General features: G+C 44.4%; 22 protein-coding genes and 1 pseudogene. 21 read left to right on the top strand and 2 right to left on the bottom strand.

Annotated elements, in window-relative coordinates; translation table 11 throughout:
• Positions 1-28: 28 nt before the first annotated feature.
• Positions 29-1,438, bottom strand: coding sequence for an ammonia-forming nitrite reductase cytochrome c552 subunit (gene nrfA, locus B7360_RS10835; RefSeq protein WP_274615225.1), 1,410 nt, complete (start codon positions 1,436-1,438; stop codon positions 29-31).
• Between the two features lie 467 nt (positions 1,439-1,905).
• On the opposite strand from nrfA, the gene nrfB reads away from it, so the two are divergent.
• From nrfB to B7360_RS10760, 15 genes are all read left to right on the top strand, one after another.
• On the top strand, positions 1,906-2,508 hold the full coding sequence (nrfB, locus tag B7360_RS10830) for a cytochrome c nitrite reductase pentaheme subunit (protein ID WP_085343488.1): 603 nt from the start codon (positions 1,906-1,908) through the stop codon (positions 2,506-2,508).
• 1 nt (position 2,509) lies between these two features.
• Entirely contained in the window at positions 2,510-3,196 is a 687-nt protein-coding gene (gene nrfC / locus B7360_RS10825; RefSeq protein WP_085343487.1) for a cytochrome c nitrite reductase Fe-S protein, read from the top strand.
• Positions 3,193-4,164: a cytochrome c nitrite reductase subunit NrfD gene (gene nrfD, locus B7360_RS10820; protein WP_085343486.1), complete on the top strand. Its 972-nt coding sequence runs from the start codon at positions 3,193-3,195 to the stop codon at positions 4,162-4,164. Before nrfC ends, nrfD begins: the two co-directional genes overlap by 4 nt.
• Before the next feature lie 9 nt (positions 4,165-4,173).
• Positions 4,174-6,078 (top strand): heme lyase CcmF/NrfE family subunit, encoded by a 1,905-nt coding sequence (locus tag B7360_RS10815; protein ID WP_085343485.1) that lies wholly within the window; start codon positions 4,174-4,176, stop codon positions 6,076-6,078.
• Positions 6,056-6,589: a DsbE family thiol:disulfide interchange protein gene (locus tag B7360_RS10810; protein WP_085343484.1), complete on the top strand. Its 534-nt coding sequence runs from the start codon at positions 6,056-6,058 to the stop codon at positions 6,587-6,589. Before B7360_RS10815 ends, B7360_RS10810 begins: the two co-directional genes overlap by 23 nt.
• A complete protein-coding gene (nrfF, locus tag B7360_RS10805) occupies positions 6,576-6,986 on the top strand; it encodes a heme lyase NrfEFG subunit NrfF (RefSeq protein WP_005394762.1) in 411 nt (136 codons plus the stop codon). The genes B7360_RS10810 and nrfF overlap by 14 nt, the downstream gene beginning before the upstream one ends.
• Before the next feature lie 146 nt (positions 6,987-7,132).
• Positions 7,133-7,309: a hypothetical protein gene (locus tag B7360_RS10800; protein WP_005394761.1), complete on the top strand. Its 177-nt coding sequence runs from the start codon at positions 7,133-7,135 to the stop codon at positions 7,307-7,309.
• 216 nt (positions 7,310-7,525) lie between these two features.
• Positions 7,526-8,182 (top strand): GTP cyclohydrolase II, encoded by a 657-nt coding sequence (ribA, locus tag B7360_RS10795; protein WP_005394759.1) that lies wholly within the window; start codon positions 7,526-7,528, stop codon positions 8,180-8,182.
• A 176-nt stretch (positions 8,183-8,358) separates the two neighbouring features.
• Positions 8,359-9,621 carry an imelysin family protein gene (locus tag B7360_RS10790; protein WP_005394757.1) on the top strand — a complete coding sequence of 421 codons (1,263 nt, stop codon included), beginning with the start codon at positions 8,359-8,361 and terminating at the stop codon, positions 9,619-9,621.
• A gap of 97 nt (positions 9,622-9,718) precedes the next feature.
• A complete protein-coding gene (locus tag B7360_RS10785; RefSeq protein ID WP_085343483.1) occupies positions 9,719-11,101 on the top strand; it encodes a di-heme oxidoredictase family protein in 1,383 nt (460 codons plus the stop codon).
• Positions 11,102-11,111: 10 nt separating this feature from the next.
• Entirely contained in the window at positions 11,112-12,149 is a 1,038-nt protein-coding gene (locus B7360_RS10780; protein WP_085343482.1) for an imelysin family protein, read from the top strand.
• Positions 12,130-13,212, top strand: coding sequence for a DUF1513 domain-containing protein (locus B7360_RS10775; RefSeq protein WP_085343481.1), 1,083 nt, complete (start codon positions 12,130-12,132; stop codon positions 13,210-13,212). The genes B7360_RS10780 and B7360_RS10775 overlap by 20 nt, the downstream gene beginning before the upstream one ends.
• Before the next feature lie 141 nt (positions 13,213-13,353).
• The gene (locus B7360_RS10770; protein ID WP_173669999.1) at positions 13,354-14,895 is read left to right on the top strand and encodes a murein L,D-transpeptidase; all 1,542 of its coding nucleotides are present in this window, start codon (positions 13,354-13,356) and stop codon (positions 14,893-14,895) included.
• 166 nt (positions 14,896-15,061) lie between these two features.
• Positions 15,062-15,610 (top strand): DUF882 domain-containing protein, encoded by a 549-nt coding sequence (locus B7360_RS10765; RefSeq protein WP_048625700.1) that lies wholly within the window; start codon positions 15,062-15,064, stop codon positions 15,608-15,610.
• A 95-nt stretch (positions 15,611-15,705) separates the two neighbouring features.
• Entirely contained in the window at positions 15,706-16,362 is a 657-nt protein-coding gene (locus B7360_RS10760) for an MBL fold metallo-hydrolase (RefSeq protein WP_006743374.1), read from the top strand.
• An 18-nt stretch (positions 16,363-16,380) separates the two neighbouring features.
• On the opposite strand, the gene B7360_RS10755 is transcribed toward B7360_RS10760, so the two are convergent.
• Positions 16,381-17,046: a DUF2982 domain-containing protein gene (locus B7360_RS10755; RefSeq protein WP_012841641.1), complete on the bottom strand. Its 666-nt coding sequence runs from the start codon at positions 17,044-17,046 to the stop codon at positions 16,381-16,383.
• Between the two features lie 273 nt (positions 17,047-17,319).
• Between B7360_RS10755 and B7360_RS10750 the strand changes: the two genes are divergently transcribed.
• The 6 genes and pseudogenes from B7360_RS10750 to B7360_RS10725 all read left to right on the top strand — a co-directional run.
• Positions 17,320-17,724 carry a hypothetical protein gene (locus B7360_RS10750; RefSeq protein WP_005394736.1) on the top strand — a complete coding sequence of 135 codons (405 nt, stop codon included), beginning with the start codon at positions 17,320-17,322 and terminating at the stop codon, positions 17,722-17,724.
• A 414-nt stretch (positions 17,725-18,138) separates the two neighbouring features.
• Entirely contained in the window at positions 18,139-19,230 is a 1,092-nt protein-coding gene (locus B7360_RS10745; protein ID WP_085343479.1) for a TRAP transporter substrate-binding protein, read from the top strand.
• A 115-nt stretch (positions 19,231-19,345) separates the two neighbouring features.
• The gene (locus B7360_RS10740) at positions 19,346-19,885 is read left to right on the top strand and encodes a TRAP transporter small permease subunit (RefSeq protein ID WP_047009966.1); all 540 of its coding nucleotides are present in this window, start codon (positions 19,346-19,348) and stop codon (positions 19,883-19,885) included.
• Positions 19,886-19,897: 12 nt separating this feature from the next.
• Positions 19,898-21,184, top strand: coding sequence for a TRAP transporter large permease subunit (locus tag B7360_RS10735; RefSeq protein WP_085343478.1), 1,287 nt, complete (start codon positions 19,898-19,900; stop codon positions 21,182-21,184).
• A 151-nt stretch (positions 21,185-21,335) separates the two neighbouring features.
• Positions 21,336-22,691 carry a cache domain-containing protein gene (locus B7360_RS10730; RefSeq protein ID WP_085343477.1) on the top strand — a complete coding sequence of 452 codons (1,356 nt, stop codon included), beginning with the start codon at positions 21,336-21,338 and terminating at the stop codon, positions 22,689-22,691.
• Positions 22,684-22,980: pseudogene (locus tag B7360_RS10725) on the top strand (response regulator transcription factor); the annotation flags it as partial. The gene B7360_RS10730 and the pseudogene B7360_RS10725, both read left to right, overlap by 8 nt.
• Positions 22,981-23,081: the final 101 nt, after the last annotated feature.

Raw genomic sequence — 23,081 nt, 5'->3', positions numbered from 1 at the left:
CCATTTAAGCTAGTGTAATCGATACTGATCAGTACGTTGCCTCGCGCTCAGCAGCTGCTTTATCCCATTCTGGTGCCACCGTTTCTAAGAAGTGCTTCTTATCTGCATTCATCTTTTCCATATCCATACCTAGTGCTTGTTGCGCTTTTGCTTTGGTCGAGATATCTGGAATTTGAACAGGGTCAGTAATGCCTTTGGTTGCCAGTAAACGAACCAATTTGGTACGGGCGTCAGCAGCGCGATCAACTGCAGTACCTAGCACTTCAAGTGCTACCTCAGGAGCATGCATGTGGACACCGTGAGAAGCAATCGCGTAGTCCCAACGCCATTGTGCATGGCGAATATCTTGTAGGATAGGTTGCATCTCTTCTTCTGTTGCTCCTGCTTCCCATGCTGCACCTGCTTCAAAGTGCGCCGCTACGATTTGCTTCTCGGCGGTTAGCTTCATGTTTAGTACTTGCGCTTTGCGAGTCGAAACGATGCCTTGTAGCTGCTCTTTGGTTTGAGTATGGCATTGCGCACAGGTGTCTTCAAAACGATCAAACGGGTTACCCACTTTGTGGTCGGTGTATACCGTACCGTCTTCTTTGGTTACTTTAGGCATGTGACAGTCCACACACACCACTTTGTTTTTGCCATGAATACCCGCTCTCCAAGTTTCGAAACCTGGGTGTTGTGCCTTGAGCATTGGTGCTTTTGAAACGGCGTGCGTCCAATCTTTAAAGTTCAACGCGTCGTAGTATTTCTCCATATCAGCGACGTTGGTCCCCATGTCCCACGGGAATTTGACTGCTTTAGTCGGACCTGTGAAGTAGTACTCGACATGACATTGAGCGCAGGCTGACGCTTGTTTATCTAAGCGAGATTGTTGGTCAAAATTTTTGCCGATGGTGTCAAAAGCACGCTCGACGTATGGGCGAGTCAGTGCCAGTGCGGGTTCGCCCTTCTTGAAGGCTTCAGAACCCGTATTGTGGCAGTCGGAACAACCGATAGGGTTGACGATTTCTGAGCCCAAGCGCGCCCATTTACCTTCAAAATAGCCGTCTTCACCGCGCTCTTCAATTACGCGGGCGACATCTGGGCTTTTACAACTCCAACAAGCCATCGGCATTGGCCCGGAGTTTTCGTCTACTGGTGCGCCAGTTCTGAGGGTTTGCCTCACATCATCAAGCGCGTAAAAGTGACCGCGCGCTTTGTTGTAGTCTTTAGCAAAACCATAACCAGCCCACAAGATCACCATGTTTGGGTCTTCACTTAAGGCATCTTCAATATGCTCGCTTTCCGATGTGGCTTTCCAAGAGTGATATTGGTCAGGATGGTTTTGTTCAAAGGTATCATTGCGAGGCTCTATGAGACCAGTATCCTCTGCCGCCAAAGGAGCACCAACCAAAAATAATTGGCTGGCGAATAAGGTCGCAACCGCGATAGGTGCGCTCATCCAGTGTTTTATGCTCACGGTGTTATCTCCATATTCGTTTTTATTAGCAGCGTTGTGAGGAGCTATTCCAAATAAGAATCGGAGATCTATCGTTAATATTAATAGTGAATTGAATAGATGAAATAGTGACCGAAATTGGCCTTGTTTTAGATCAATTTATGATAGTGATCTTAATCATGTTTAAGTTCATATACCCCTAAAGTGGTATGCTGTAATCCCCTTTAATCACAGTGTGTTATGGGTATAACCATTCTAAAAATAAGGTGATTAAGGTCGCTTTTTGAACATGTGATTCTACCTCTTAGGAATTATAGAGGTATTATAAATACAGGTTTAGCGTTGTGGCTTTCCAAAATAAGAATTGATGTCATTTGAAGGTGTAAAAATATCTTCAGAGGAAATTAATTGTTGCTCAAATAATAGTTGATAACAGTTATCAATTATTATCGAGCTAAGGAAAGAAAAATATGGGCAATATAAAATTGACCATAGAGACAATGCTGAAATTTCTCTTCATCTTTGCCATCTATGGTTTTTTCATCGCCGCCCATGCGACTTCTTCAGAGCCAGTTGAAGGTGCTCAAGCTGAGCGTCATCAAGTCGAGTTGATCCGTGACCGAGACTATAAATGTCTTCAATGTCATAAGGATGGTAAAGATACTCTGAATCTATCGCATGATTCGCAAGCGTTATTGAGTCAAGGTAAGCAGCTCAATTGCACTAACTGCCATAGCAACATTGGTCCCGACCATCGTGAAGGGGCACCTGATGTGATTAAGTTTTCTGCCGCGCAATCGAAAGAGGTACACGACAAAGTGTTCCTTGATCCAAGCATGATTCTTAAAGCCAACAGCCAATGTGCGGATTGCCATGCACCGACACAACTGAGAGAAAGCCACTGGACGCACGATGTGCACGCCAAAAACCTCACTTGTTCAAATTGCCACGATGTACACGCAGCGAAAACCAAAGCGTTGTCGTACGACAGAAAACAACTGATCAAGCAGTGTGTGGATTGTCACTCTGAATTTGCCGTCGAACCTGAACTTGCCAAAGAAGAGGAGAGATAGCATGAAATGTTCGAGAAGAAACTTTCTAGCCGGTAGCGGCGCGTTGATTTTAACTACAGGCGTTGCAGGCACTTCCGTTGTTAGCTCCTCTCTTTATGCCAGCAACAGTGAACAAGCGAAGCGCATGGGTATGGTTCATGATGAAAATGCCTGCATTGGCTGTACCGCTTGTACCGATGCTTGTCGCGAAGTAAATAAAGTCCCTGAAGGCGTGACGCGACTTAAAATTCATCGCAGTGAACCGATTGGCGAATTCCCAGATGTGGAATACCAGTTTACTCGCGAATCCTGTCAGCATTGCGATAACCCACCATGTGTGTACGTATGCCCAACAGGCGCAGCATACAAAGATGAAGCGACGGGCATTGTGGATGTACACAAAGAGAAATGTGTCGGATGTGGTTATTGCTTAGCGGCTTGCCCTTACCAAGTGCGTTTCTTTAATCCAGTCGATCACTCTGCGGATAAATGTAACTTCTGCCGTGATACCAATCTAGCACAAGGTAAGCAGCCAGCTTGCGTGGAATCTTGCCCAACAAAAGCTCTCATTTTTGGTGATTTGAATGACCCAACTAGTGAGGTGAGCAAAGCCATTGAAAGCCATGTTGTCTATCGCGATAAATCGCATTTAGGTACGAAGCCTAAACTGTACAAAATTCCGCATAGCAAAGGGGAGGTGTCATCATGAACGGCTTCGAAAGTGCATTCCACTTTGACTCGTTAGTCTGGGATTGGATTATTGCGATTTACTTATTCCTCGCAGGGATGTCAGCAGGTGCGGTGATGATTTCTATCTATTTAAAACGCAAAGTGATTGAAGGTGATCCCGCAAACAACGGCATCATGAAAGCGATGGCTTGGCTCGCACCATTTGGCATCATTGCTGGGTTGGTAATTTTGATTTTCCATTTAACCAAGCCTTTAGAGTTTTGGAAGATCATGATCTACTACAACCCAACGTCGGTAATGTCGATGGGCGTGATCTTGTTCCAAGTGTACATGCTAGTGCTGTTTGTTTGGATCGGCGTTATCTTCCGCCATCAAATCATCAGCTTTTGTGAAGGGAAGTTACCAAGCAAACTGCTGGATTTTGCTGATGGCATTTTGATTAAGGCGGGGAAAGCCAACAACGCAATTGAATTATTCTTGGGCTTCTTAGCCATCGTGCTTGCGGCATACACCGGCTTTTTATTGTCTGCATTGAAGACTTACCCAATGCTAAACAATCCAGTACTGCCAATCTTATTCCTATTCTCTAGTTTGTCATCTGGCGCAGCAGCATGTTTGATGTTCGGCATCTTGGTGTTTGAAGAGTCGACCAGCAGCCCTAGCGTATCGTGGGTGCACGGGTTTGAGCGTCCGGTCGTACTGTTTGAGCTGTTTGTCCTAGTGACCTTCTTTACTGGGCTTATCTTTAGTGGTGGGCAAAATGAAGCCGCGGCTTGGAATGCCATTTCGAGTGGATTCTGGGCTCAGTGGTTCTGGGTTGGGGTGGTGCTCATCGGCATGATAACGCCTTTGACTCTTAATTGGTTGACGCCTTCTGAAGTTCGTCATAGGGGAAGTTACGTTTTTGCGGTCACAACGTTGAGTTTGGTTGGCGTACTCATGCTGCGTACTTTCATTCTCTATGCCGGTCAAATGACCATCGTGTAAGGAGGCAAAATGGAGGCTGAGCTCGGTTTCTTTTTGTTGATATTGGTGGCTGTCGCATCGACATGTGCGACGCTGCTGCATTGGGTTTGCTTTACGCTGCGGAAGAAGGGAGTGTTGCCACACCAAACCGCAACGTCTCATATTATCAGCTTAGCCTCCTTAGTTTGTTTGGCGCTTTTGATAGTCTGTTTTATTCAGGATAATTTTGCGCTTGAGTATGTGGTTACACACTCGAACAGCCAGTTACCTATCGCGTTTAAGATTGCAGCTGCTTGGGGCGGCCATCAAGGGTCTATGTTGTTTTGGGTGGTTACGTTGAGCTTATGGGCGTCTTTTATTGCTATCAAGTCGCCAGTTTGCACTCAATATACAGGCGATTGCTTGGGTATCATGAACTTACTTATTGCTATTTTCGCTTGGTTTACCCTCACCACGTCCAATCCTTTTGAGTATGCTCAGACACTAGCGTTGGAGGGACGAGATCTCAATCCGATGTTGCAAGATATCGGGCTTATTATTCATCCACCGCTGTTGTATTTGGGTTACGTTGGTTATGCCGCGATACTGGCGTTCGCCTTAGCTGCGTTATTAGCGAAACGACCTATAAATGAATGGTATGGTGTTGCCCGTAGTGCCGCTTTCTTTGCTTGGGGTACGCTAACAATTGGAATTTTGATCGGTTCTTGGTGGGCATACAATGAGTTAGGTTGGGGCGGGTGGTGGTTTTGGGACCCGGTAGAAAACGCGTCTTTGCTGCCTTGGTTAATGGGTACCGCACTACTGCATAGCGGTGTGTTGTCGAAGCGTAATAAAGGAGCAATTTGGAGCACCTACGCATTGGCTTTTGCGACGTTCAGTTTGAGTATTCTCGGCACATTTGTGGTGAGATCGGGTGTATTAACCTCAGTACACGCGTTTGCGGTTGATCCAACCAAAGGTGTAGTACTTCTTGCTGTTCTCAGCATTTTGGTGATTGTCACCTTTGGTGTGCTCATTATGCGAGGGCTACATATTCCTCGTTTTACGCTCGATTCGTTAATAAGTCGTGCCTACATGGTATACATCGCTATTGGACTTCTCGTTGTTTGTATGGCGATTGTTTTCCTCGGTACCTTTTACCCAATGCTTTATCAACTGCTTGGCTTGGGTAATATATCCGTTGGGGCACCTTACTTTAACAGCCTCGTTTTTCCCCTTACATTACTTGCTCTGACCTTTCTCGCCTTTATGCCCGTGTTGAAGTGGACGAAAGGAGCCAGTCCTCATGCCGTTAAAACCATTGGGTTTGTCGGTATTCATGTTATTGCGGTTAGCGCTATTTTCGTTTTTGCTACTAAAGAGCTTCATATAACGACTTTGATTACTCTGGTATTAGCGACGTGGGTAGTGGTTTCTCATGTGCTATTGCTGTTTTGTGCAGAAAACAAGAGCAAATTAATGCCTATGTTTCTTGCTCATGTTGGCTTTGCGTTGGCTGCAAGCGGGGCAGTATTTAATAGTGACTATTCGTATGAATACAACTTACGGGCAGGGCCTGGTAGCTCGTATCAAAAAGCGGGTATCACCGTTGATTACCACGGGATTGAATGGTTAGTTGGGCCGAACTACACCGCAGAACAGGGGAGTGTTGATCTTTATTTGGAGAGCGGTAAGGCGCTGAACTTTCAACCCGAGAAACGGCATTACCCTGTGCGCGTGATGAATATGACCGAGCCCGCTATTCGATCACTATGGCATGGAGACTACTACATCACTTTGGGTGACAAGCTCGACAACAGCGCCTACGCAATTAAAGTGCAATATCGGGCGGGTATCTGGTGGATATGGTTTGGTGGCGCTTTAATCGTAATAAGTGCTTTGGGGAGTATGACGAATCGAAGGGGAAAAGGTAATGAGATCGAAAAATACGCTTAAACTGATCGTTCTCATATTGTTAGTTGCGATTTTTGTTGTCACCGCGACAATGGCATTGTCCGATAGACCAAACGTGGAGATACAACAAAATCGTGTGTTATCTATCCCGGATTTTACCGCTTACTCACTTATTTCAGGCAATCGAATTACTGATGCAGTACTAGAAAATCAAGGTTATGTGCTATTGAATGTTTGGGCGTCTTGGTGTGGGGTTTGTAAACAAGAACATGATGATTTGCTCAACTTAGCTCGACAAGATGTGCCCATCGTTGGTCTTAACTATCGAGATAAAGAGAGCGCGGCTAAACGCTATTTGAGCTCTTCACACAATCCATATACCGAAGTTATATCCGATCCTAATGGGCAACTGGCGGTTGAACTTGGTGTAATAGGAACACCTGAAACTTACTTAATTGATCAAAATGGCAATGTTTTGATCAAATATAGAGGTAAGTTAACAATAGACAAATGGAACTCGTTATTTTCGGGGTATTTTAATGTCTCACTTTAAATATGCTTACTTCATTATTGTTTTGTTTTCTTTGTGTTCTTCTTGGGTCAAAGCAGAGCAAATTACGCAGCATGTTGATCTGTTTGAATTTCATTCCGTTGAACTGCAACAAAGAGCAAATGCATTAGCTAAGGCTTTACGATGCCCACAATGTCAAAACCAAAACCTTGTTGAATCTAATGCACAAGCCGCTAAAGATTTAAGATTGAAAGTGTACTCGATGGTAAACGAAGGAAGTACGGATCAAGAGGTAAAAGATTATTTGGTTCAGAGATATGGGAATATCGTTTTGTATCAGCCACCATTTAATTATTCGACAGCAGCGTTGTGGATCTTTCCTCTATTACTTTTGATCTTTTTTATCCTATTTTCGATCAAAATGATAAAGCGTCAATAATGTGACCACTATTCCACTATGGGAAATAAATCGTGCAGATAACAAACAGAATGTTATCATTTTTCCGAATTTATGAAGATTCCAGTATAAAGAAAATCAACGATTTGAGCTGGAGGAGTAATAAAAGAACTAAGTAGGTGCACGCAGTGGATTCAGTTATATTACAGTTAAAAAAAGACTTTTATTCGCAGATTCGTGCATTGCAAACCTCGAAACTGCCTCAAGTTACATCGTCTCTTGCCGTATTAACCGAAGAAGAAATTCAAGAACTCGAAGCGGTATGGATAGAGCTTACGGTTTGGAAACGTAGCCAAACACATTAAATCATCACCCCTACATACAACTCATTATCAACCCCAGACAAAATTTGTCTGGGGTTTTTTATTGTAGTTTTTCAAAATTGTTATACTATAACAATTCGTCAGCGCGGGGAGTTGTTCTCTTTGGCTGTCTTTAGGGGATAACTGCTCTCAATTGTGATCTCTATATTGAAAAATGCGGTATCAATCCCCATAGTTGAAGAGCAATGAGTGAATCCCATGAATGCAATAACGAAAACGCATCAAGCGCATCAAGCAATAAATCGAGTGAGTATAGATATGGCGGAAGTACGTGCCAGAGTAGATTTTAAAGTCGGGGCTAAAAGTAATATCGATGCTGAAATCCTGTCTTTTCGTGGCCTGAAGACAGATAAAGAGCATGTAGCAGTTATCTTTAGGCAAGCGGATCAAACGCAAGAAACGCCTTTGGTGCGTATGCATTCAGAATGTCTTACTGGTGATGTTTTTCACTCATCCCGTTGTGATTGCGGCGAGCAATTAGAAGAAACCATTCAACGCATGGGCGAATCTGGCGGTATTATTTTGTACCTACGTCAGGAAGGTCGTGGTATTGGTCTATACAACAAGATTGATGCGTACCGTTTGCAAAGCCAAGGTATGAATACCTATGAAGCAAACAACCATTTGGGCTTTGACGATGACCTTCGTGATTTCACTGAAGCAGCGCAAATGCTCGAAGCATTAGGTGTAAGTAAAATTCGCCTTGTGACCAACAACCCTAAGAAAATCCGTGAATTAGCAGAATACGGCATCGAGATTGTTGAGGTTGTCAATACCTCTGCACATATTAAAGATGGTAATGAAAGCTACCTAAAAGCAAAAGTTTCTCATGGTAAGCACAATCTAAAATTCTGATTTTATTTATTAAATTATCAGTTTTGCATGTTAAAAGCCTCACAATGATGAGGCTTTTTTTGTATCTAGAGTTGAAAATAAATTGTAAATTTGTATTATCTCGTGACTAATAGTGCAAATAAGAATAATTAGCACTACGAATAAAACAAATAAATTGCTCAACAAGGATGCTTCAGATGAATGCAAAAACAGTTTTAGTCCAATCTATTGCTGCATCACTCCTCATTGCCAGTGGTTCTACCGTTGCTGCCCAAGTAACGAAACAACAAGTCGTTGAACATTATGCAGACGTTGCACATGCAGTCTTTGCTGACTCAGTGACAACGGCGAAAACGCTCGACGTAAAAATCGACGAATTCCTAAAATCGCCATCAGCGGATAAGCTTGAAGAAGTAAAACAAGCGTGGCTAGACTCTCGCGTTCCGTACCAACAATCTGAAGTATTCCGTTTTGGTAACGCGATTGTTGATGACTGGGAAGGGCAGTTAAATGCATGGCCACTTGATGAAGGCCTAATTGACTACGTGGCGACAGATTACCAATATGAACTCGGTAACGAAGGCGCAGCTGCAAACATCATCGCAAACACCAGTTTACAGATTGGTGCTTCTAAACTAGACGTTGCAAAAATTACTCCAGAATTGCTAGCGGATCTCAACGAAGTAGGTGGTTCTGAGGCAAACGTTGCGTCAGGTTACCACGCGATTGAATTCTTACTTTGGGGTCAAGACCTAAACGGCACAAACGCAGGCGCAGGTCAGCGCGCTTACACAGACTTCGTTGTCGGTCCTGAGTGTACGAATGGTCACTGTGACCGTCGTGGTGAGTACTTAAAAGCGGCAGCCGATCTACTGGTTCAAGATCTTGAGTGGATGGAAAAACAGTGGTCTGCGGAAGTGAAAGGCAACTACCGTGAAACGCTTCTTAATGATTCTGCGGATAATGGCCTACGTAAAATGTTGTTCGGTATGGGTTCATTGTCTTTAGGTGAGCTTGCTGGTGAGCGCATGAAGGTGGCGTTGGAAGCAAACTCGACAGAAGATGAGCACGATTGTTTCTCAGACAATACGCACAACTCTCATTACTACAACGAGCAGGGCATCTATAACGTTTACACAGGTCTTTACAAGCGTGAAGACGGCACATTACTTTCTGGTCCGAGTATTGCTGACCTAGTGGCTCAAAAAGACAAACAAGCAGCTAAAGAGATCCAGAAGCAGTTTGATGTTACGCGTAATCAAGTTGGTAAATTGGTTACGTCTGCGGAGAAGAACAACCAACACTTCGACCAGTTAATTGCAGCGGGTAATGCACAAGGCAACACGTTAGTGAATGACACCATCATGTCATTGGTTGCTCAAACCGGTTCAATTGAGCGTGCTGCGGGTATCATTGGCATTGATAGCCTAAGCCCTGATACTGCTGACCACGAGTTTTAATCAAAGTACAAAAAATAATTGAAAGGGCTCGTTTGAGCCCTTTACCGTTTTAACTCGCTGTTATCCCACCCCTCTTGTTGTGTTTTAGAGCAATGATATGAAGCCTTACTTAATTTCGGCCTTGGCCGTGATCTTTTCTTCTACTGCTATCGCGTATGATGTGAAATCTGGTGGACAAACGAGCGTCAAAAAAGAAGGCGCCAACGCGTATTCTCTTCCTGCCGCGAACCTTCCTATGAGTAAACGTCTTGATTTTAGCGTGGGCAATAGTTTTTTCCGCAACCCTTGGGTACAAGCGCCAGCGTCTACCGATGCCAGAGATGGTTTGGGACCTCTTTTCAATACAAATGGTTGTCAAAACTGCCACATCAAAGATGGTCGTGGTCATCCTCCAGAGCAAAATGATTTGCATGCGGTGTCCATGTTAGTGCGTTTGAGCATCCCTGCGATGACGTCAGAACAAAAAACAGCGTACATCATAGACGGCGTTATACCTGAGCCGACTTATGGCGGCCAGCTCCAAGACTTTGCCCTGCAAGATCAAACGCCAGAAGGAAAAATCGAAATCACGTACACCGATGTGCCAGTGAAGTTTAAAGACGGCGCGACGGTGACACTAAGAAAACCTCATTTGAATATTACCGATCTAGGTTACGGCGATATGCACCCTGATACAGAATTTTCAGCGCGTGTTGCACCGCCAATGATCGGCCTTGGTTTGTTAGAGAGTATTCCTGACGAAACGCTACTTGCATGGGCTGATGCACAAGATGCAAATAAAGACGGTATCTCAGGTAAAGTAAACAAGGTTTGGGATATTGAGAAGGACGACTTCTCGATTGGTCGTTTTGGCTGGAAAGCCGGGCAACCGACGTTAATGCAGCAAAATGCAGCAGCATTCAATGGTGATGTGGGTCTGACGAGCCATTTATTCCCCAATGAAAACTGTACCTCGAAACAAAGTATTTGTGACGACATGCCAAATGGCGGCAAACCAGAAGTGAGTGAAAATATTCTCGACTTCGTTGAGTTTTACAGCCAGCACTTAGCCGTACCTATTCGCCGAAATATTAACGATCCTAGCGTGAAACTCGGTCAGAAAATCTTTGCTGCAGCTGGCTGTGAAAGCTGCCATAAGACCAGTGTCAAAACGGCGAAGCGACCAGAGTTACCAGCGCTTTCTGAGCAGCTTATCCATCCATATACAGACATGCTTCTGCACGATATGGGTGAAGGTTTAGCCGATAACCGTCCTGAGTACTTAGCAAACGGCCGTGAATGGCGAACGGCACCCCTATGGGGCATTGGTTATACCGAAGAAGTAAACGGGCATACTTACTTCTTACATGATGGCCGCGCCCGTAATCTGATGGAAGCGGTACTGTGGCACGGCGGTGAAGCGGAAACGGCGAAACAAAACGTCTTAGCACTGAATAAAAAAGAACGTGACGCATTGATTGCGTTTCTGAATTCTTTATAAGGAAGCAACCATGAAAAAAACACTGTTAGTGAGTGCGATTGCCGCAACGTTAAGTTTGGTTGGTTGCCAATCGACAGTCGGTTCGAGCTCTGCCAAGCCTGAGAGTACAAGTCATATTTCTCAAGCGGTCTACGAAGTTGAGTTTCAATCTGCGCAGACGTTTTTAGCGCAAACCACAGAACTTGAACAAAGCTTCGCGGATTACTGCACATCAGAGACGAAAGATGATGCGCAAGTAAAACAGCAATGGCACCAAACTATGCTGACGTGGATGGCATTACAAGGTCAAGAGCGTGGCCCTGCTACGGCGTTGGAGCAAAGTTGGAATGTCCAGTTTTGGCCAGATAAAAAGAACACCACCGGCCGAAAAATGTCTGTGCTGACGAAATCTGACCAAGTTTGGAGTGCGGAAAAGATCTCCACGCAAAGTGTTACTGTGCAAGGCCTAGGTGCACTAGAATGGCTGCTTTACGATAAAGCGTCGACCTTATCTAGCAACAGCAATACCTGTGCGACAGGTGTTGCAATTGCTGAAAACCTAGAGAACAAAGCGCAGATCATCGCAGATTCTTGGGCACAAAATCCTTGGAAGTCGTTAGAGATGACGGAATGGAAATCCGAGTACATTTCGCTGCTCTCTAATCAGCTTGACTACAGCATGAAAAAGCTGAGCAGACCGTTAGCTAAAATTGGTCAGCCTCGTCCTTACTTTTCTGAATCTTGGCGTTCAGAGACGTCGCTTTCAAACTTAAAAGCAAACCTTGAAGCAATGGAAGCGCTGTATCTTGCCAACGGTAATGGTCTAGATACTCTACTAAGAGAGCAAGGCCATGCAGGTCTCGCAGACCGTGTTGTTCACCAGTTTGAAATGGCGTTGGAAACATGGCCGGAAGATAAGAGTTTGTTCACGGCTTTACAAAGTAAAGAAGGCTACCGCATGGTACTCGCTCAATATAATAAGCTAGAGCAATTGAAGTACTTGATCCATGAAGAGGTGGCGATCGAGCTTGGCGTGGTTATAGGATTTAATGCAACCGATGGTGACTGATCAAACCCGCCGAACCTTACTGAAAGCCGCACTCTTTGGCGCGGCCGCACCTATGATGCCATTTGGTTGTGCTTCAACACGTTCACGTCAACCAGCGTTGATTGGCTGCTCAATCATCGGCCGAGATAAATACGCAGCGGTAGTGGCCGATGAGCATGGTATGCCGCTATCTTCGTTGCCGATTCCTGAGCGTGGTCATGGTGTGGCGACCAACCCACAAGGTCACGCTGTGGTCTTTGGTCGTCGACCAGGAACTTTCTTCATGGTGTTTGATTATCGCTCTGAGCAGATGATCAAGCTGCAGCTAGCAAAACCGGATCGCCATTTCTATGGTCATGGTGTTTACTCCCATGATGGCACGTTGCTATTTGCTACAGAAGGGGAAAGGGGCACAAGCCGTGGGATCATTGGTGTTTATGATGTGCAGAAGCAATATCAAAAAATCGATGAGTTAACGGGTTTTGGTCTAGGTCCTCATGAAGTGATCATGATGCCTGATGGCGCATTAGCGATTGGCGTCGGTGGCGTACACACCAACGGGCGTGAACCGCTCAATCTTGATAGCATGAGACCAAGCCTGAGTTACCTTTCACAAGAAGGTGAGCTGTTGGATCAAGTCTCTTTACCAGATCATAAGTTGAGCATCCGTCATTTAGCGCATGATGGTGCAGAGACGGTACTGTGTGGTCAGCAATATCGTGGAGAGCCGGATGAATACCCAGCTTTACTTGCGATGCACACTCGTGGAGGCGTGATGCAATCTTTGCATGCGGAACCCGAAGAGTGGGCGAGATTTAATCACTATGTCGCGAGTATCGCGGCGACGGATGAATGGATCCTTGCGACTTCTCCTCCGGGCAGTTGTTATGGGATATGGTCCAAAGCTACAGGGAAGTTGGTTGAGTTAAGTGCTTTGCCAGATGCATCGGGAGTGGTGACGTATGGAAAGGAATTCAGGGTCAGCTCTGGTGCTGGCAAAGTGGTTGAGCAAAGGCCAACAACACATAAAAGCGCTTCTTTTAGTGGTGTTCAATGGGATAACCATTGGTCAAAGATTGTTTGAACCCAAATAGATAAAGAAACTTGATGTTAATTTCGACATCAGATTCTTAATTTTAAACCTGCAAGCTGTGAGATATTTGCCATACTTTTCATTATGGCAAGTAGCGCAAGGATCGTTTCAGTGTTTGCTAGGGTTTTAATCATGACGGCACTTATGGTGCCGTTTTTCAGCTTTTCTACCGTCGTTTCTCTCGAAGCTTCTGCACAAACAGAGCAAGAGGGAGCGGTACAAAAGCTGTCTGTCGAAAAAATGATCCATTATCCAGAGGTGATTGACCAGCTTTATCAAAGTACCAATTACCGTTTGAACTGGGAAAATGAAAGCGATATTGAGCAGTTTCTTTTTCAAGTAAACTTGCTTGCTCTTGCTGGCGTCACGGACGAATTCGAGAATCAACTCCATCGTATAAACCAAGTTCGATGGCAGGGAGATAACCTCGACTTTGATTTGGTGATGACAGATTCACTGTTGATGTATCTCAGCTATCTCGAGCAGCTCCCTGAAGAAGGTATCAATTGGTTATTTGCTAACAAAGCCCACGTGATTTTACCTGCTCCTAGCATCGATACTTTGTCCGTACTGAGTAACGAAATTACGGTTGGCAAACTTGGTCAATTCTTAGCAAGTCTTCGTTCTCCTTTACAAACGGACGAAGCTTTTTATTCCGCTTACTCCTCTTTATCCGAGCATGCTCAGTATCAATACCCACTCTATGAACAAACGGGCCTCGCCCGTGTTGGTGACCAATTAGAAAATAAACCGCTTCTGATTGAGCGTATGGAAGTGGTTGGTGTGGATGTATCGTATTTAGATATCACGACCCAACAGTATGATGAAGAATTAGAGTTAGCGGTGAAAGAGTTTCAGCGTATTCATGGCTTGAAAGAGGACGGGGTGATTGGCCCGAATACCATTCGATGGATCAACTTTTCTCCTCAAGAACGATTGCATCTATTGGCGCTGAACTCAGAACGTTCAAGGATTTGGTCCAAAGACAGAGATAATGTTGTCTTTGTAAATGTACCTGGATACGAAGTAACGTATTGGCACGATGGTCAACCGTTGTTCGAGTCTAAAGTTGTGGTTGGCAGAGCCTCAAGAAAAACACCAATCATGTCGGGGACTCTTGACTCCGTCATTCTCAACCCCACATGGAATGTGCCATGGACCATAATGGTGAAAGACATCATTCCTAAAGTGAAACGTAATCCGATGTATTTGATTAACCACAATATTCAAATCATCCGGTCTTGGACTTCAAACGAAATTATTGACCCTACAACCATCAATTGGGCGACGGTGAATCCGAGAACATTTCCTTATCGTATGCGACAGGCATCGGGCTTACACAATGCATTGGGATTGTATAAGTTTAATATGCCAAACCCCCAAGCTATCTATTTGCATGATACGCCAAGTAAAAACTTGTTCGAACGAGATAGACGCGCATTCAGTTCCGGGTGTGTCCGCGTTGAACATGCCGACCAACTGGCGGAGCTCTTATTCAAAACTCAGGGATTAGAAGAACGCCTAGCGAAAAAACGGGAAAGTACGCGTCGCTCTAACACGTCGGTCCCTTTAGGAGAACGCATCCAAGTGCACATTATTTATCAAACCGCATGGCTAGAAGAGGGAACACTTTACTACCGAGATGATATCTATAAATACGATCACCGTAGTTGAAATCTTTAAGTAAAATTTACAAAACTAAGAATCTTCTGTTTGTTCAATAATTAAGCGTTAATCGCCACATCTTAAAATTAGGGTGGAGCGATTTATGCATTTGACGTGACAAATGTGTTTGGGTAATGTCCGCGACTTGTTTAGTTGTTGAGCATTGTTTTTTGAAATGGTAAGTCGTAATTTTTCCCGCCGAGATTTCCTTAAAATGACCGCTGGTGGCGTAGTATTGGCATCTGCCTTGCCATCGATTTCATGGGCTTCATTCCCTGACGAGCCACGTGAGTTGGCGATGAACAACCTTAATACTGGAGAGCTCCTCGAAACATGCTATTTCGATGGTAGACGCTATCTTGATGATGAACTAAAAAAGCTGAATGAGTTTTGTCGTGATCACCGTCGAAACGAAGTTCATCCGATGGATCGACGCTTGTTCGATCAAATCAGCCAGATTCAAAAGCTGATCGGTACAGATGCAGAAGTCATTGTAATTTCTGGTTACCGTTCGCCTTTGACCAATGCGTCCCTGCGTAAAGGGGCTAGCGGAGTGGCGAAGAAAAGTCTTCATATGGAAGGTAAGGCCATAGACTTCCGTCTTGATGGAGTGAAATTGTCTACTGTACGCGATGCAGCAATTAGCTTGAAAGCTGGTGGTGTTGGGTATTATCCAAGTAGTAACTTCGTCCATATCGATACAGGTGCTGTGCGTTCTTGGTAAGTCAATAGCAAGCCTCAGCAGGTCTTGAAGTCGCATGGGGTTAGTGTCATAGTTGCGCCAGTTTTAACGCAAATTTGTTTGGTAATAGGTTTTCTATGGCTATGAAATACCAAGTTGTCCCAGTGACATCTTTTTCTCAAAACTGTTCTATCGTGTGGTGTGATGAAACGATGAAAGGCATCGTTATTGACCCAGGCGGTGACGAAAAGCAACTTGCTATGCTCATTAAAGAGCTTGGCATCGAGATCGTCAACTTGGTGCTAACTCATGGTCACCTAGATCATGTTGGCGGAACAGAGCCGCTGGCTGCAATGCTTGGTGGTATTGAGATCATTGGTCCTCATAAAGCGGATAATTTTTGGCTACAAGGTCTAGAAGGGCAAAGCCAAATGTTTGGTTTCCCATTGACTGAAGCCTTTGAACCGCATCAATGGTTAAATGAGGGTGACACTGTCACGTTTGGTAATCAAGTATTAAAGGTATTCCACACACCAGGTCATACCCCTGGTCACGTTGTTCTTTATAGTGAAGAAGCGCGATTGGCGTTTGTGGGCGACGTATTGTTTAACGGTAGCATTGGCCGAACTGACTTCCCACAAGGTGATTTCAATACCTTGATTAGCTCTATCAAAGAGAAATTGTGGCCTTTAGGCAATGATGTCACGTTTGTCCCAGGTCACGGCCCTCAATCGACTTTCGGTCACGAGCGTAAAACTAACCCGTTCGTTGCTGACGAGATGCCGCTTTACTAAAAGCGCGTGTACTAAGCATTATTCTGGCTCGGCGGCAGCTAAGTATCGCCGAGTCAGTCCCACAAAATCCTCTGCTTCACGATCTAGGTCACTGGCTGATATAAACAGATCGTAGCCGTAAAATCCTCTTTGATATTTCATACGGTTGGCGAGCATCGCCAGTAAGCCTTTATACTCAATCCCATTGCTGTTTATGTATGGCTTAGGATCAAGCACCATATCTTCAAACTTTTCTTCACACTGATTCTGCTTCGCACCTAAATAAAGTAGTGCGCGTTGGCTAAGGAGAATTTCTGTCGCTATACGAGGGCAGATCGAATCCAAATAAGGTGAGTAGTGTTTTAGACGAATACCAATCCAAGGTAGCGGCTGATGCCACCCTTCCTGCTGGTAGCTACAAATCCCTATTGACTCAATATTTCGCCATCGGACGACCCATCCGCCTTTAAAAAGATGTTGTTGGAAGTGAGAAGCTGTCAGCGTAAAAGTGACTTGGCTTTTTTTGATCATCAAGATGGCGAAACCAACAATTGCAGACATCAAAATGACCGACAACATGGCTTGCTTCCATCCCGGAGAAATGACAACCAAAAACAGGGTTATCAGTGCAACGAGCAACAAAAGTATTCTGTTGATAGGGGAGTCGGGTTTGAAATGTGAATTTGTTAGGTGCAGCGTTTCCATGCTTATAACCTCATCGAATACTTGATCAAAAATGCGTGGATGACTAAATGTGCATTGACTTGCATTTGAAATAAAAGAAACCTCTGTTTTTATACCCAGTATTCAATAAATCCGTTCATAAAATATCTGATTAAATAGTAGACGTTCTATGCTTTGAGCGCATTTTTCATCGCGTTTCGCCGCTAAAACCTACAAATTGCTTGTGAATTTTGGTATAAAACGCGCTTCAAATTTTCATCCCTGCTGAGATGCAGTGAACTGGAGAAATATTCAATGAGACTTGCTCATAAGCGTAAAGTGCAGATGAAACTGCAAAAACGCATTAAAGCGACAGTAGCAAACTTAGCTGCAGCACCTAAAGCAGTGAAGCCTGTTGCCGAAAAAGCAGTAGCACCTTCTGTTGCTGAAAAAGCTGTTGCGGAGAAAGTAGTAGCTGAGAAAAAAGTAGCTGCAGTGAAAACAGTTGATGTTGCCCTTACTCCTAAGCAACAACAAGTATTAGACATCGTTGTAGCAAATGCTGAAGGTATTAACCCTAAAGGCATTGGTCTAGCTGCAGGTCAAGAAGATACTAAAGCGGCATCATGGGCTACTGGCGCACTGAAGAAGCTTCTTGAAGAAAACCTAGTTCAAAAAGAGCAGTTAGCAGGTAACAAAGTTATCTACAAAGCAGTTTAATTACCGCTACCGTTCTAGATTGAATACCTCGGCCAATGCCGGGGTATTTTTTTATCTTCGTATTGAAAGTAATCCATTAGGTATTGATTTTAACGCTGCCAATAAGTGCTTTGTCACATTTTCTTAAATACTATGTAAATTTTTTGGCAGAGAAGTACGTACGTATCATTTTTCTTTTTACATCGTTAAGGGAAAAGTAACTCATTAATTTTATGATGGTTAAACTTGTTGTATAACAGCTGTCCTACGTAGTTATACGTAATACTTAAGGCTAATGTCTTATTGATGAATTACTCGCTTCCGTGTTCATGCCCATTTCGCATTCGACAACATTGTTACATCTTTTATACCGAATACAGCCAATCCTAATGAAATGGATGACAACAATAACCTTGGTGATAAAGGACGTGAACGATGAGTCTAATCCAAAAATCTTTAAAACGAGTGCTCAAAACAACCGCTGTCGTTGCCGCGATGACATTCGTTGTGACTTCTGCAAATGCTGCTGAAAAAGTCTATCGTTTAAAGCTTGCTGAAACTTGGGGACCTAACTTCCCGATTTTTGGTGATGCGACAAAAAACATGGCAAAAATGGCAGAGGAGATGTCCAACGGGCGTCTACAAATCCGTATTGATTCCGCAAACAAGCACAAAGCGCCTTTTGGGGTGTTTGATATGGTTAAGTCTGGCCAATACGACATGGGCCACTCGGCGTCTTACTACTGGAAGGGCAAGGTTCCAAACACACTTTACTTCACTTCTATGCCTTTCGGTATGTTACCAACTGAGCAGTATGCGTGGTTTTACTACGGCGGTGGTATGGAGCTGATGGAGAAGGTGTACTCTCCACATAATTTGATGTCTTTCCCTGGCGGTAATACCGATACTCAGATGGGCGGGTGGTTCCAGAGAGAGATCAAGTCCGTCGAGGATTTGCAGGGTTTGAAAATGCGTATCCCAGGTTTTGCTGGTGAGATCTTGGCAGAGCTAGGTGCAAAACCAACGAATATCGCCCCTGGTGAACTATATACCTCTCTAGAGCGTCGCACAATTGATGCCTTGGAGTGGGTTGGTCCATCATTGGACTTGCGCATGGGCTTCCACAAAATCGCGCCATACTACTACACAGGTTGGCATGAGCCAGCAACTGAGCTTCAGTTCCTTGTTAATAAGCGTACTTGGAACCGTCTACCTGATGATCTAAAAGCGATTTTACAAGTAGCAATGAAAACCGCCGCTTACGATATGTACACGCAATCGAAACACGAAAGTGGCAAAAACTGGGCATCTATCAAATCTGAATACCCAAATGTTGAAGTCAAAGACTTCCCGCCTGAAGTAGTGGCTGCGTTGCGAGAAGCAAACGATCGTTTGTTGAAAGAGCACGCAGAAAAAGATGCTTTGGCGAAAGAGATTCAAGAGTCGCAAGCGAACTACATGAATCAAGTTCGACCTTGGTCAGACATTTCACACCGAGCTTACTTAAACAGTCAAGCTCAACAATAACGTTATGACGCAGGCGACGCCGAGAGGTTTAGCCTGCGAACGAAGCCCAAGAAAACTTCATAATGAATGCTCCGCACCATAGCGGAGCGTATCCAAACGTTCCACGGAGTTCGGAATGAGAAGTCTTATTTATATTGAGCGATTATTTAACCGCTTTAGCGATTTTCTCGGATGGTTGTCCAGCATCCTGTTTATTTTATTGTTGGTGAATGTGGTTTACGACGTTGTGATGCGATATGTATTCAACGATGTATCCATTGCATTCCAAGAAATGGAATGGCATCTATTCTCCGCCGTATTTCTGCTTGGTGTGCCTTACGCGATTAAGTCTGGTGGCCATGTTCGCGTCGACATTTTTTATGAACGCTTATCTTACAAAGCACAATCCATCATCGACATCATAGGCACGCTATTTTTCTTATTCCCTTTTTGCCTACTGGTGGCTTGGTTTGGTGTCGATTTCGCCAAAGAAAGTTACGCGCTAGGCGAGACGTCTGGTGATCCAGGCGGATTGCCATATCGTTGGATCATCAAGGCGATGATTCCGCTGTCATTTTTCTTTATGGCAGTTAGTGGCATTGGACTGCTGCTGCATTCGATCAACAAGATTGTTAACCCTCATCTTATCTATGCCGGTAATAACGGTAAGTCGTAAAAGGAAGTCATTATGATCGGTATAGTGATGTTTTTTGTCGCGCTCTTTGCGCTTTTATTGGGATTCCCCGTTGCCTTTACTTTTGGCGGTATTGCACTGATTTTTGGTGTTTGGGCTGAAGGCATCGAGATGTTTGCTTTCATGCCATATCGTATTCAATCCATTATGGAAAATACGGTGCTAATGGCCGTACCATTGTTTGTCTTCATGGGACTAGTACTTCAGAAGACGAAGCTTGCAGAGCAACTGCTTGAGTCGATGGGACGTCTGTTTGGCGGCGTCCGTGGTGGTATTGCTATTTCGACAGTATTAGTTGGCGCATTACTTGCCGCGTCAACGGGCGTAGTCGGCGCATCGGTTGTTGCGATGGGGCTGATCTCACTGCCTGTGATGCTTAAATACAATTACGACAAAGGCTTGGCGTGCGGGACTATTTGTGCGTCTGGTACCTTGGGACAAATTATCCCGCCTTCTATCGTGTTGATCTTGTTAGGGGATGTACTCGGTGTTCCGGTCGGGGACTTATTCCAAGCTGCAATCTGGCCCGGTATCACGCTCGTCGGCGCCTATGTTATCTACATTCTTATTTATGCGAAGTTGAATCCTCAAGCCGCACAGGCGATAGAGCGCGATGAGTCGATTAGTCGAAAGCAAGAAGTGTTCACCGCGCTGAAAGCCGTTTTACCGCCACTAGCACTGATCATTGTGGTATTGGGCTCCATCTTTGCTGGGATTGCAACGCCAACAGAGTCAGCGGCTCTGGGCGGCGCTGGTGCGATAGTTCTGTCGTTACTGTATAAGCAGTTTAGTTGGTCGATGATTTATGATGCATCGAAAGAAACCGTTAAAGTAACCGCAATGGTCTTTGCTATTTTGCTAGGGGCAACCGCCTTCTCAATGGCATTTACCTACACCGGCGGTGATTATCTAGTCGAAGAGTGGATGTTAGAATTGCCTGGAGAAAAGTGGGGCTTCCTCATCATTACCATGGTGGTGATTCTGGTTTTAGGCTTCTTTATCGATTTCGTTGAAATCTGCTTTATCATCGTGCCAATTATTGCGCCGGTCGCTGAGTTGATGGGTATCAACATGACGTGGTTTGCGATTCTTATCGCAATGAACTTACAGACATCATTCCTAACACCGCCATTTGGTTTTAGTTTGTTCTATCTAAAAGGCGTCGCACCTGCAGGTGTCACTACGCGAGATATTTACAAAGGTGTGATGCCGTTTATCGCGATTCAAATTGTCGTGTTGGCTTCTTTGCTGTTCTTCCCTGGCTTTTATGGCATGAGTTGAACACTCGATAATAAAAGAGATTTTGTGAACTGAGAGTTTTTACCTTTTGAGGCAAGTTGTTAAGCTGCTATTTATGTCTAGGCGGACGAAGTCGAGTTATTTGTGCTGCTAAGATAGTGAGCTGTAAAGCAGCGTTTCATGGAGGAAAGGGATGCCTCTCAAAGCAAAGTTAATTCTGCTGACATTGATACCCGTGGTATTGGTGTCAGCGAGTATCAGTTGGATTTCTATCTATCAAACCAAGACTCTTGGCAAAAGAGAGGTAGAGATCTTTCATCAAAACCTGATCCAATCAAAAGAGGCGGCGTTGAAAGATACGGTCGACGTCGCCTTTGACTCCATTTCTTATATCTACAACGATCCAACCTTAGAAGAGGGCGTTGCTAAAACACGCGTGAAAGCGATTTTAAACCGTTTAAGCTACGGAGCAGACGGCTACTTTTTCGCTTACGATAAATACGGTACCAACCTTGTACATCCTGTTCTCCCAGAGCTAGTCGGGGAGAACTTACTCTATCTTGAAGACGAGAATGGCGATCGTCTAATCGAAGCTTTGTTGTATCAAGCTCAATCAGGTGGTGGATTTCATCAGTACCTGTGGCAAAAGCCATCTACGGGTGAGGTCGTCCCAAAGCTTAGCTACGCCGCATGGCTCGATAAGTGGGAATGGATGATAGGGACAGGGCTCTATATTGAGGACGTCAGTCAAGAAGTCGCCAATATGCGTGCTGCGGTGAACAAAAATATCGAAACGACTTTTTTCTCGGTCGTCGTGATCTTAGCGGTGACCGTTGCTGTAATTATCGTTCTCACTTTAGCGATCAATCTGCATGAACACCGTCTTGCTGATAAAAACCTTAAAGAGTTGGCGCATAAAACCGTCATGTTTCAAGAGGATGAGAAAAAGCATCTAGCGAGAGAGTTGCATGATGGAATCAACCAGTTGTTAGTTTCTAGTAAATGTCATTTGGATTTAATGAGTCATAGACTGGAAGACGAAAAACTCAAATCCCACTTAGATAAATCGCAACGCTCATTGGTCACCGCGATAAATGAAGTAAGGCATATTTCTCATCAACTTCGCCCTAGCGCCCTTGATGATATCGGCTTAGAGGCGGCACTGACCACTTTACTGCAAGACTTTCACTCTCACTCTGGGATTGATATAGAAAGTAATTTTGATACTCAGCAGTACAAACTGACGTCGGAAGTCGCGACGACCTTGTATCGTGTTGCTCAAGAGTCTTTGAACAACATCGAAAAACACGCAAGAGCGAAAAAAGTGACGGTTACTTTGCAAAAAATGGGCAATATGCTGCAATTACTCATACGTGACGACGGTGTTGGCTTTGTGATTAATCAAGCAGTGCACCAACAAGGGATTGGGTTAAGGAACATGCAAGAGCGTGTAGAGTTCATTGGTGGTGAGTTTGAACTGATGAGTGAGCTTGGTTTAGGAACAGAGATTACCGTGCTGCTTAATTTGGATGAATTAGTTTATGGATAAACCGATTAGTGTGGTGATTGTTGATGATCATCAAGTGGTCTTAGATGGCTTCATGGCTCGCTTGGAGTTAGAGCCTGACATTGAAGTGGTCGGTACGGCAAGCAATGGGCTGGAAGCGATAGAAGTCGCAAAGCACCTTCAGCCTGATGTCATCTTGATGGACATTAGCATGCCGATAATGAACGGTATTGAAGCGACTGGGGTAATTAAAGAAGAGCGACCAGAGAGCAAAATACTTATGCTGACCATGCACGATAACCGTGAATACATCATGAAGGTCATGCAAGCTCGCTTACACGTCAGATATCCAACCTATGTAGACAACTAAAAAAACCTTTACTATCCAGTCGATTACTCACAATAATCAACAACTCAGATGTCCATAAAAAA

This window comes from Vibrio sp. ArtGut-C1 (assembly GCF_002105475.1).
GTDB classification, from domain to species: Bacteria; Pseudomonadota; Gammaproteobacteria; order Enterobacterales; family Vibrionaceae; genus Vibrio; species Vibrio diabolicus.
The sequence above is the reverse complement of the archived record's forward strand: the minus strand, read 5'-3'. Positions and strand labels throughout refer to the sequence as shown.

Bases quoted from the DNA above. Each gene is read 5' to 3' on its own strand.
- B7360_RS10815 (WP_085343485.1), top strand. From the start codon at position 4,174: ATGGAGGCTGAGCTCGGTTTCTTTTTGTTGATATTGGTGGCTGTCGCA.
- B7360_RS10755 (WP_012841641.1), bottom strand. From the start codon at position 17,046: ATGGAAACGCTGCACCTAACAAATTCACATTTCAAACCCGACTCCCCT.
- B7360_RS10740 (WP_047009966.1), top strand. From the start codon at position 19,346: ATGAGAAGTCTTATTTATATTGAGCGATTATTTAACCGCTTTAGCGAT.
- B7360_RS10780 (WP_085343482.1), top strand. From the start codon at position 11,112: ATGAAAAAAACACTGTTAGTGAGTGCGATTGCCGCAACGTTAAGTTTG.
- B7360_RS10785 (WP_085343483.1), top strand. From the start codon at position 9,719: ATGAAGCCTTACTTAATTTCGGCCTTGGCCGTGATCTTTTCTTCTACT.
- B7360_RS10765 (WP_048625700.1), top strand. From the start codon at position 15,062: ATGGTAAGTCGTAATTTTTCCCGCCGAGATTTCCTTAAAATGACCGCT.
- nrfA (WP_274615225.1), bottom strand. From the start codon at position 1,438: ATGAGCGCACCTATCGCGGTTGCGACCTTATTCGCCAGCCAATTATTT.
- nrfF (WP_005394762.1), top strand. From the start codon at position 6,576: ATGTCTCACTTTAAATATGCTTACTTCATTATTGTTTTGTTTTCTTTG.
- ribA (WP_005394759.1), top strand. From the start codon at position 7,526: ATGAATGCAATAACGAAAACGCATCAAGCGCATCAAGCAATAAATCGA.
- B7360_RS10790 (WP_005394757.1), top strand. From the start codon at position 8,359: ATGAATGCAAAAACAGTTTTAGTCCAATCTATTGCTGCATCACTCCTC.
- B7360_RS10730 (WP_085343477.1), top strand. From the start codon at position 21,336: ATGCCTCTCAAAGCAAAGTTAATTCTGCTGACATTGATACCCGTGGTA.
- B7360_RS10770 (WP_173669999.1), top strand. From the start codon at position 13,354: ATGACGGCACTTATGGTGCCGTTTTTCAGCTTTTCTACCGTCGTTTCT.
- nrfD (WP_085343486.1), top strand. From the start codon at position 3,193: ATGAACGGCTTCGAAAGTGCATTCCACTTTGACTCGTTAGTCTGGGAT.
- B7360_RS10810 (WP_085343484.1), top strand. From the start codon at position 6,056: ATGAGATCGAAAAATACGCTTAAACTGATCGTTCTCATATTGTTAGTT.
- nrfB (WP_085343488.1), top strand. From the start codon at position 1,906: ATGGGCAATATAAAATTGACCATAGAGACAATGCTGAAATTTCTCTTC.
- B7360_RS10760 (WP_006743374.1), top strand. From the start codon at position 15,706: ATGGCTATGAAATACCAAGTTGTCCCAGTGACATCTTTTTCTCAAAAC.
- B7360_RS10775 (WP_085343481.1), top strand. From the start codon at position 12,130: ATGCAACCGATGGTGACTGATCAAACCCGCCGAACCTTACTGAAAGCC.
- B7360_RS10750 (WP_005394736.1), top strand. From the start codon at position 17,320: ATGAGACTTGCTCATAAGCGTAAAGTGCAGATGAAACTGCAAAAACGC.
- B7360_RS10745 (WP_085343479.1), top strand. From the start codon at position 18,139: ATGAGTCTAATCCAAAAATCTTTAAAACGAGTGCTCAAAACAACCGCT.
- nrfC (WP_085343487.1), top strand. From the start codon at position 2,510: ATGAAATGTTCGAGAAGAAACTTTCTAGCCGGTAGCGGCGCGTTGATT.
- B7360_RS10735 (WP_085343478.1), top strand. From the start codon at position 19,898: ATGATCGGTATAGTGATGTTTTTTGTCGCGCTCTTTGCGCTTTTATTG.